At 49.5% G+C, this 9447-nt stretch carries 12 protein-coding genes and 1 riboswitch; of the genes, 1 reads left to right on the top strand and 11 read right to left on the bottom strand.

Features of this window, described 5'->3' with window-relative positions:
* Positions 1-149, bottom strand: a riboswitch (cyclic di-AMP (ydaO/yuaA leader). This riboswitch is flagged as partial in the annotation.
* A gap of 376 nt (positions 150-525) precedes the next feature.
* Entirely contained in the window at positions 526-918 is a 393-nt protein-coding gene (locus tag BBG47_RS26305; RefSeq protein ID WP_065294203.1) for a hypothetical protein, read from the top strand.
* Positions 919-1111: 193 nt separating this feature from the next.
* Here BBG47_RS26305 and BBG47_RS26300 read toward each other — a convergent pair whose 3' ends face one another.
* From BBG47_RS26300 to BBG47_RS26250, 11 genes are all read right to left on the bottom strand, one after another.
* Positions 1112-1411: a hypothetical protein gene (locus BBG47_RS26300; RefSeq protein WP_028533773.1), complete on the bottom strand. Its 300-nt coding sequence runs from the start codon at positions 1409-1411 to the stop codon at positions 1112-1114.
* Positions 1404-1709 carry a hypothetical protein gene (locus BBG47_RS26295; RefSeq protein WP_021259107.1) on the bottom strand — a complete coding sequence of 102 codons (306 nt, stop codon included), beginning with the start codon at positions 1707-1709 and terminating at the stop codon, positions 1404-1406. The genes BBG47_RS26300 and BBG47_RS26295 overlap by 8 nt, the downstream gene beginning before the upstream one ends.
* Complete coding sequence (locus BBG47_RS26290) at positions 1709-2053, bottom strand: alpha-helical endospore appendage domain-containing protein (protein WP_065294202.1); 345 nt, start codon at positions 2051-2053, stop codon at positions 1709-1711. Before BBG47_RS26290 ends, BBG47_RS26295 begins: the two co-directional genes overlap by 1 nt.
* 23 nt (positions 2054-2076) lie before the next feature.
* The gene (locus BBG47_RS26285; RefSeq protein ID WP_021259109.1) at positions 2077-2364 is read right to left on the bottom strand and encodes a hypothetical protein; all 288 of its coding nucleotides are present in this window, start codon (positions 2362-2364) and stop codon (positions 2077-2079) included.
* A 47-nt stretch (positions 2365-2411) separates the two neighbouring features.
* Positions 2412-3794, bottom strand: a complete 1383-nt coding sequence (locus tag BBG47_RS26280; RefSeq protein ID WP_065294201.1) for a glycosyltransferase family 2 protein — start codon at positions 3792-3794, stop codon at positions 2412-2414.
* A gap of 63 nt (positions 3795-3857) precedes the next feature.
* Positions 3858-4967, bottom strand: a complete 1110-nt coding sequence (locus BBG47_RS26275) for a GT-D fold domain-containing protein (RefSeq protein ID WP_251487204.1) — start codon at positions 4965-4967, stop codon at positions 3858-3860.
* Between the two features lie 65 nt (positions 4968-5032).
* Positions 5033-6025, bottom strand: coding sequence for a dTDP-glucose 4,6-dehydratase (rfbB, locus tag BBG47_RS26270; RefSeq protein ID WP_094183224.1), 993 nt, complete (start codon positions 6023-6025; stop codon positions 5033-5035).
* Positions 6022-6753: a sugar phosphate nucleotidyltransferase gene (locus tag BBG47_RS26265; protein WP_065294200.1), complete on the bottom strand. Its 732-nt coding sequence runs from the start codon at positions 6751-6753 to the stop codon at positions 6022-6024. Before BBG47_RS26265 ends, rfbB begins: the two co-directional genes overlap by 4 nt.
* A gap of 122 nt (positions 6754-6875) precedes the next feature.
* On the bottom strand, positions 6876-7865 hold the full coding sequence (locus BBG47_RS26260; RefSeq protein WP_251487202.1) for a glycosyltransferase family 2 protein: 990 nt from the start codon (positions 7863-7865) through the stop codon (positions 6876-6878).
* A gap of 195 nt (positions 7866-8060) precedes the next feature.
* On the bottom strand, positions 8061-8891 hold the full coding sequence (locus BBG47_RS26255; protein ID WP_251487199.1) for a glycosyltransferase family 2 protein: 831 nt from the start codon (positions 8889-8891) through the stop codon (positions 8061-8063).
* Between the two features lie 204 nt (positions 8892-9095).
* A partial coding sequence (locus BBG47_RS26250) for a WIAG-tail domain (RefSeq protein WP_139070780.1) occupies positions 9096-9447 on the bottom strand: 352 nt, incomplete at its 5' end.

Below are 9447 nucleotides of genomic sequence, written 5' to 3'. Positions count from 1 at the left end.
GGGCGCGAAGAGTCGCCCTACCAGCCAGGACAGCAATCCTGTGCCGGATTCACCCCATGCGAACGGTGGCTGCTGACTGTCCACTCAGCTCCATTCGCTTTATTGGTTCCCCCGCTTCCGCTTCCTGCGGAATTCAGCGATTGAGACGCAACGGATAACGTTGTTGTTGCTGAACTGAATCTTACGCCTTTCCCCCTCCTGCTGTAAATGAAATGAAAACCATAATTTCTCCATTTCCGGGCAATTGTGATCAACTAATCCCATCTTATCTCTCATTACAGCATCATTACCTCGCAATTTCTCAACTTTGCTTATGCGGCGATGATTTCATGAGAAAAACAAAGAAATTTAAATAAATACCTGTATGTAAACGCTTTGTTTGACCATTTGTTTGGATTTCCTGGATTGGATTCTATTTACAATCTCTATTCCAAAAGGTAGGATACGCACAACAACTGAGACGCTGCTTGCAATCGATTTCGATCTGCACGGCAGATATTGCATCTCATCGAGAGGAGGCACGATATGCAAGACCTAGAACTTGCACAATTACTAAGTCACAAGCTATCTGAACACTGGGGAAAATGGAACGAGCAGCATGGAGACAGAATCGTTCAACCAGAAGAGATGGACGTTCATCTTGCTTCCGACCTTGTTTATATTCGACTTCAACCGCGTGAACAGCTACTCGACAGTACGGAACACAACTATAGCGGCAGCACCCGTCTACGAGCTCACAAGGCGATCTCCCAATGGGAAGTGCAGCAGCGTGGAATCATGTGGGATACGATCATTCCTCGTGCATGGGGAGTAAACGTTATGCGCATGTGGCTCGATCTACCTCTGGTAGGCGGAACCACGCTTGACGTCATACAACTGGAGCCACATTCAAGCAGGAAGCTATGTCTCTCCCCTTGAAACCAATTTATAGAGAGCTGTAAACGAAAATCAAGTTTCTGACGATGCGCAGGCATACAACTGCGCATCGTTCTACCCCGTTTACCCAAACGTGATACTTGTTCAAGTTCCTTCTTGCCCGAATCCTATCACTCGATAGCCATTAAAAAACAGCCCTCCTCTTGCCCATGCAAGTGTCAGACTGTTCATTTCGTTATGCTTGATTGGCATAGGACAGTTGATGTGCATCTTCATATCCTTTCGCATACCCCACCCGATATCCATCTTGATATGCAGGATGCTGAATGCGATGATGAGTCGAATGTGTTGAGGCAAATTGCTTCGTTGTACGCCGACGATCGGGCTGCTTCACAACCTGAAGACGGCGTTGCGATTTCCGTTGCGGAACCTGCTTGCCCGCTTTCCTTACGCTTCCCGTTGATCCAATGCCGCTAACCAACTTCTGCTGTCCTATTTGCCGCCGGGATCTCCGTGCTCGCTTCAGCTTATTCACTTGCAACTTCTCCCTCCTCCACTCTCATCTCCTCGAATTGACAATCCGGATGCAGCCATGGAGGCGCAGCTGTGCCTGTCTTGCGAATACGGGTCTGAAAACCTGTGACCATGCCGCATAGTGCAAGCTGATACATGGACAACAGACGAATATTGTCCTTGAGCAATTTCGTTGCAGCTTCTGAATGTGCTGTGAGGTCAGCCATTTGATTCAACATACGTGCCAATGCGGATTGGCTCTGCACAATAGCCTTGATCATTTCAATCTGCACCTGCTGCTCCTCGTGCGCTGCAGCCATTACATTTTGTCTCCTATTCCGAACTCTCCATTCAACATGCCCCCTCCGAGGCTATCCCCGTAACCCTCGGATTCCTCACGCCGGAGCAGTACCTTCATATTGTGGGACAGACTGACTTGCAGCTTCGTCAAACTCTCGATTACTTCAACCACTTGCGCATGCACGTCAAGAGGTTCGACAATCTGTTCCCGATGATTCGTGAACGAATGCTCTGTCATATGATTCAACGTCCAGTTGCGCATCTTCTCGGCCTCTACTGCTTTAGCTTCTAGGATCTTCGCTACATTGCCCTGCATCTTGGCCATAGCCTCCAGAATGCCGTGATAGGACTGTTCTCTATTCATGCAGATCCCCCCTTGCATGCGCATTATTCCTCTGCATCATCCGAAATCTCCTTCAACACATGCTGCAGCTGTTCCGCCATTGCTTCCTCTAGCTCCGCGATTCCGTTCAGATAAGCTACGATACTTTTCGTTAATGCCTGGGAGTATTCCTTATAATCGTTCTCCCCCCCGAATTGAGGGTCAACATCCGGCAGTGCATGCACGATTTGCGCCATGCGAACCGCTACATGCCGCTCTGCGTCAAGCACGCGCGCCATATGCCGCTGCGTATATGACATTTGACCAATCATGTCCGTGATGAAATGTTGCAATATTCTCCCCTCCCAAGCACAAGGCCTAGCTTCCATTCTTCAATTCCTCAAATGTGATAGGAATGAATGACCGGGTGCGCCATAATTGGCAACTGTTCCGTAAGGTCGCTTCTCTCTTGTTCCGTACGGATTGCTACCTTATCAGCGAATCCCCAGCGGTTCAGCGCATGATCACTAACAAGCTCTCTGCATGCTTCACCCTCACGACGATAATACTTTCCTAGTTCTGTTTTAAATACAGCACCGTCAGGAATCTTTCCCTCTGTTGCATGCTGTTTACTCCATTTCTCCGCAACCGCAGCAGCCTCAATTGGTACTCCTGTTGGCCAGCCTCGCAATTCAAGCTGACTTACCCTTACAATCGGGATACGCAACTCCCCTTGAACAGGACGTTTTGCCCCATTTTCAATCCAATAATTTGCATCGTTTAGTCCAGTAACTGCCACCTGAGACGGATAAAATGCCTGACATTGCCGGCCCGCAAGCATCCCATGCTGCTTACGAATACGCTGAAGCCAATCATAAGCATTGCCCCACTTCTCTTGAAAGAAAGCCGCATGCTTATCCTGACTAGATTGAGTGTGACCGTCCTGCTCCTGCAGGCTTGCTTGGAACGAGCGATGGATAAATACGTCCCTCGATACGATAAGCTTGAGCCCTAGCAGCCGCATGCGCAAATGATAATCTTCATCTGCAAATCCGCTATTCTCAAATCGCTCATCAAAGTATCCATTCGCTTCAAATGTGCTGCGGCGCATAAGGCGGCACACATGGAACAAACGATCCGTGCTATGCCATCGGCTTGCATCTGGGATATTATATTCAGCAGCAAAGTCATACATATCTTTGACATGTTCGTAAGGCACAGGTATCTGCTGTTCGCCGTCAACACGGTTCGACACGGATCCAACCATACCAAATTCTATGTTGCTGTGTAAGCAATTCAGCATACCGGACAACCAATTCGGCGTTACGAGCGTATCACTGTTCAATATGCATATCGTGCTGCCTTTGGACATCATCAATCCAGTATTGATTGCACTTGCCAGACCTCGATTGGTCTCATGGCTGTGATATCTAATCTGTCCGCTAAGCCTTTGCAGATAGGCCAGCGTATCATCGGTTGAGGCATCATCAACAACGATCACTTCGATCGGTCTGTCCGTATTCGAGAAAATACTGTCCAAGCACTGCTCCAGCTGATTCCGTTGATTATAAACAGGTAAAATGATGCTCGTTCCGTCGAATGGGGTGCCATATCGTTCTTGACCTGCCTGAAAGCCTCTGACATAACCTAACGAATAACCATGATCGAATCGGTCTTGCCTCCGGTCACCCTTGCCCTTCCCTGATAGCTGGTGTGTGCTGTTTGATGTTCGAGCTCCTGCCCTCCGCGTCTTCTGCAGTACCGGCCGACGATGTCGAGTCATAAACGTGTCACACCTCCCCTTCCCCTTAATGCAAGTTCACACTACCGAATCCAATTTTCAACTTCATATTGCAATGACTCCATCCGCGATCTTATTCGCTAGATGGCCGAAATCAATGGCCACTTTGTTGTATCGCTCTGCTATTTGCTGTGCCAGGATGACCGCTGGAATTCCTGCCGCTACCAAGGCGATATCAAATTCATATCGGGACACCTCATCTAGAATGCGTGGGATATCCGTTGTCCCCCGAACAGGAGCAATTGTACCGGTTACTGTAATTCCTCGCTTCCTCAACATGGATGCTAATCCCACGGCGGCATTGCCCACAGTCAATACGCGGCGCCTTCTAAGCAAGCCATACAGGTGTCCCTGCAATGCAATAGCGTAATTCACTGTCGAAACGGTCAGCCTCATATCACCCATGTGTATGCCATGTGCACGAAGCACCGGCAAGAGGAGGCCATGGAAATTCGGGGAACGGAAGGTAGGTACACCGACAAATGACGCCTTGCGCACAGCTTCAGCCAATTGTTCCCGGCAATTATGATCAGGAATTTCAAGTCCTGCATAGGCCAGGAAATCGCCATGTCTCCGCACGAGTTCAGTCGAAACGACCTTATCATGTGCCAAGGCGAACATCTCTCCATCACCAAGTCGGACAAGGGACATCGGTCTTCGCTCTTCCAGCGCCTTATGAAGCTCTGCGCATACTGCCTCCGGTTCTATGAACGACTGCAACTGATGCCGGAACTGTTCGAAGCCTGCAGTGATGACGTCTTCTACGGATATATCAGGGAGATACGTATTCTCAGGCAATAAATTCGCCAGAATCAACTCGCCTCCCTCATACCTTCCATGACGATATCCATCTTCAAAGCTAAGCCGCTTCTCATCCTCCAGATTGGGGATGGTTGGAATGAATTGATGAATAACAGGGTCGTTTTTTCCTAGCTTCGGCAGCTTCGGCAGCTTCGATAGCTTCGATAGCTTCGATCTCAGAACCCACTTTTTCCGTAACCCTCTTCGCGCCCCTTTGCGTCTCAGACTGCCCACTCGACCATTCTTTGTTCGCAATCGCTTGCCAAGCGGGCGACGCTTTCTTTTGCGTGGAGTACGAATAGAAGCTGTAGTTAGAATAAGCAGCGGCCTTTTGCGACCCACAGTCGTACTCATGCCTTCACCTTCCCTTGTCATCATGCAGTTATCTGCCTACAAAGCCTATATGCCTGAAGCCTGAATCAGCGTGCGCCTAAATAAGCGCCGGTGCGAACCCTCTCCCACCAAGTTCGGTTGGATACGTACCAATCGATCGTTTCCTGCATCCCTTGCTCCAGATTGACGGTTGGTCGCCAGCCCAACTCACGCTCACTTTTTGCTGGGTCAATGGCATAGCGCTTGTCGTGTCCAGGACGATCTGAGGTAAAGGAAATGAGTGATTCCGGTTTATCCAGCACTTGAAGAATCATCTTCACGATGTCAATATTCGTACGCTCATTATGCCCGCCAATGTTATAGACTTCCCCTGCCTTGCCCGCTCTCAATGCCGCATCAATTGCCGCACAATGGTCTGTAACATACAGCCAATCCCGCACGTACATCCCGTCACCATATACAGGAATCGGTTCATCATGCAATGCACGCAGGATAATCGTCGGAATAAGCTTCTCTGGGAACTGTCTTGGCCCATAATTATTGGAGCATCGAGTAATTACAACAGGCATTCCATACGTATGTGCATAAGCTCGCACAAGCAAGTCAGATCCCGCTTTCGATGCGGAATAAGGGCTGTTCGGCGCCAATGGAGACTCTTCTGTGAAATAACCTGTCTTGCCTAGCGATCCATATACTTCATCCGTAGATACATGAATGAACTTCGAGATCCGGTGACGCTTCGCTGCTTCCAGCAGCTGAAATGTTCCGAATACATTCGTACGGACAAATGCCTCTGGATCAGAAATGCTGCGATCAACATGGGACTCCGCCGCGAAATGGACAACCGCATCATACGCCGTCTCCGCAAAGATCTGTTCGAGACGCGCCTGTTCTGTAATGTCCGCTTTAATAAAACGATAACGACCGGATGTTACAACGTCCCCCACATTATCTGGGTTGCCAGCGTAAGTGAGTGCATCCAAATTCGTAATGCGCAATCCCTCATATTGAGAGAGCATATATAAAATAAAGTTGCTCCCGATAAATCCCATGCCGCCGGTTACGAGCAAATGCGTCACAACCGCACCTCCCACAATTGCTGCGAAGCCTCTGATAAGGAATCGAATGTCCCCGCATCGATCCACCATTGCTGAAGCGTATTGTATCGCAGCTTGCCAGCTTGCGCATAGCAGTTGTTCACGTCGGTAATTTCCAGTTCCCCTCGCGCGGATGGCTCAATTGCGCGAATATGTTCGAACACCTGAGTATCGTACATGTATATGCCTGTGACACAATAGGATGATGGGGGGCTTTTTGGCTTTTCTACAATGCATGCTATTCGATCTTGATGCTCGCTATCGAATTTAGGGACGCCGTATCGATGCGGGTCCTTGACTTTTTTGAGCAGAATACGGGCCTCTCCAGCATCTTGTTGATGAAACGCTTCTACAAAAGGGGTTAAATTGTCCAAAAATAAGTTGTCGCCCAGCAACACAACAAACTTCTCATCCCGCGTCAAATAGGGCTCTGCCAACGACAGCGCCTGCGCGATGCCCCCTGCTTCATCCTGAATTGCATACGTAATGCGCACCCCCATAGACTGGCCGCTGCCGTAATACTCGGTATACAACGAAGCAGACATTTTACCAATCACCATGAAAATGTCGGTTATGCCCGCTGAGCGCAATCGTTCTATCCCATAGCTAACCATAGGATGTTTGCCTACAGGTATTAAGTGCTTATTCATAAGCTTGGTCAGTGGATAGAGACGGGTTCCAGTTCCCCCAGCCAATATGATGCCCTTCATGACGTACATCCTCCCTACATGAACATATGCGTTCGATACTTGATCTCGCACATTTATCCGTTACTTGCGCGCATTATATGTTGAAATGATCATACTGGTGTGTGGATACGGATATGATTTCTTCAGCCAACATTTCTTCCCCTTGCAATGCGCTCTCGCTCCACATTGTCTGTTCGAACTGTATCCCTCTCCATCATTAGCGCCTGAAAGGCTTCCATGTGATCGCCAAGAATTAATGTGGCAACCGGATTGCTTGCTCCGACATTCGTTTGTCTAATTCGGTTATTATGAATGACGTCCACGACCTGTACGGCCTGAACATGAAGCCCACGTACGATAGCAAGTGCCTGCGCCTTGGGTGGAACACAGAGCGCCTCTTCACCCACCGTCTCGATGGCATGGCGGCTAAGGGCATGCGGAACTGCTGTCATTGAGTTCGCATACAGATCTTCTCTCCCCAAGCAGCGATTGAGCCATTGCTTGCAATGCGTAATTCCATCCTGCTGTCCGAAATGATGAAGTAATGGAGTAATATTATTCAGTGCAACATCGACCCCCGTCTCAATTGCCCATATGAACGGAGCCAATTTATCAGCAGGTACTGGAAAGTCCCCATCCATAAACAATACAATATCAGCGTCCGACAGCCTTGCCCCTATTGAGCGGCCTATATCGTGCCCTAACGGATCGGCATAATGAACAATGGTTGCCTCCTGGGCCTGCTCTTTGGCGATTTGCAGCGTACCATCTTTGGAACCATTGATGATGACAAAGAGATCATTTAGCGACAATTGCTGCAATTGCTGCAGAACAGCTCCTATGCTTCTCTCCTCATTGCATGCGCTGAGCACGACGTCTACACGCTTCGTTGTCGGCACAAGCACCGCATCTGCAGCTTGTGGGAAACGACTCTGTACGAACCCGTCTCGGAACGATTCAGCCATAGCCCTTATCCACTCAAAGTGCCGCAGGATGGGGCGATAAGGCTCCATAAACGATGCAAACCGCCTCTGCATCTCATTCTTGACGATTGGGCGCGGGACTTCTGTCGACACTTCTTGTTGCATGGCGTATTCGATGCCTTGCACCTGTCCAGCCCTTGAGGCCTCCATGCACATTTCCCGCGGGACGCGGGGAACAGCCGTGATGCTAACCTTCGGAGCAATTGGGCGAGGCTTCCTCCTCGTCCTCCGTTGGGATTTCCGCTGGCGGAATTTTTTGCGTCGCCGCCGACTGGCCACGCTGAATACTTGCCGGGTTCTACGCCGTATCTTGATGCGCCGTTGTCGCTTTCTCCTTAGCTTCACTTAATTCACCCGCCATCGTTGTCTAGTCAAGTCAGTATGTCCACCACGATCTCCAGCCTGTTCGAGCAGCCAGCAAACTGCCCGCATATGATCGTCATTGATGAGCTGTTCTAATGGATCCGCTATGTGCCCTTTGGTGCGAATTCGGTTCAATTTCCCTACATCGATGGAAGGAGCGGTCGTGACAACGAGCCCTTTGTTGATGGCCATGGCCTGTGCGAGCGGCGGTACGGACAACGCATCCGCTCCGATAACTTCCAATCCCCGACGGCTAATGACGTGGGGCACCGCTGTCATTGATGCCCCCTTCAAGTCAGGACGTGATAGCAGCGCGTTAAGCGCATGCTTGGCCAAGACGACCTGATGCACTTCATGGCGATTCACAGGTCCTGAATAGTCATTAAGTACAATGTCTTTGCCTTCTTCAACCTTCCGTATATAAGGTCTGAGCTTCGAGGATGCGATCACCATATCGCCATCCAAGAATAATAAAATATTCCCCCGAGCTGCCTGTGCCCCAACGGTTCGCCCTATGTCATGCCCTAATGGCTGATCATATCGGAGCACCCGGGCTCCCATTGACTCAGCAATCCGATCTGATCCGTCTGTACTGCCGTTCGATACCACGATAACTTCTGTCCTTGGATGGACTCGGGCAGCCTGTTCAATGACTTTTGACAGCGTGCGGCGTTCATTTAAGACAGGAATGATCACAGATAAGACCGGATAAGAATGTGCAGGTATTTTTATCTTGGGACTCCATCTGCGCATTCTCCGTTTACGCTTTTTTGTAGAACGGAACCGCCGCCGACGCAGTTTCACTCTCCGCAATTCGCTTCACCCCCTAGGACAGTTATGCCTGTGTAACCACCACATTGTATGTGCCTACCTGATAAGTTGTAACGGCATCTGTACATACACGAGGGATTAGCGGGGATAAACGGCTGAAATACGTGGGTGAATAACCGCCAGCAGCCATGTTGACGCTGACGGTTACTCATAATCACGAATCGGCATTCGCGAAGTGATCCTTTTCTATCCGATCACGATCCATGATACGAATCCTTCCGGCTGCGGACCAATGCGTGTACGGATAATTTCAATGACGACATGATCCGTGAACTGCGACTTCAGAACTGCATAACAAGAAGGATGATTGGTCATTGCGACGAAAACATAGTTTTCATGCGGATAGGATTCTTCGAACTGTATCGTTAACTCAATCTTCTCGTCTAGTTCACGGAAAGCAAAAGACGACATCCCGAATTGCTGCAGTGCAGAGGTTCTCGTCGATGTAGTACGAATAGACGAGAACGTACAATGTTCTGGCGTTATTGCCCCAAGGCTCACATGCTCAGAGCTTATCGCTCCGTGGCTCACGTGCTCC

It is taken from the genome of Paenibacillus sp. KS1 (assembly GCF_001680695.1).
In the GTDB taxonomy this organism is placed as follows: Bacteria; Bacillota; Bacilli; order Paenibacillales; family Paenibacillaceae; genus Paenibacillus_B; species Paenibacillus_B suaedae.
The sequence above is the reverse complement of the archived record's forward strand: the minus strand, read 5'-3'. Positions and strand labels throughout refer to the sequence as shown.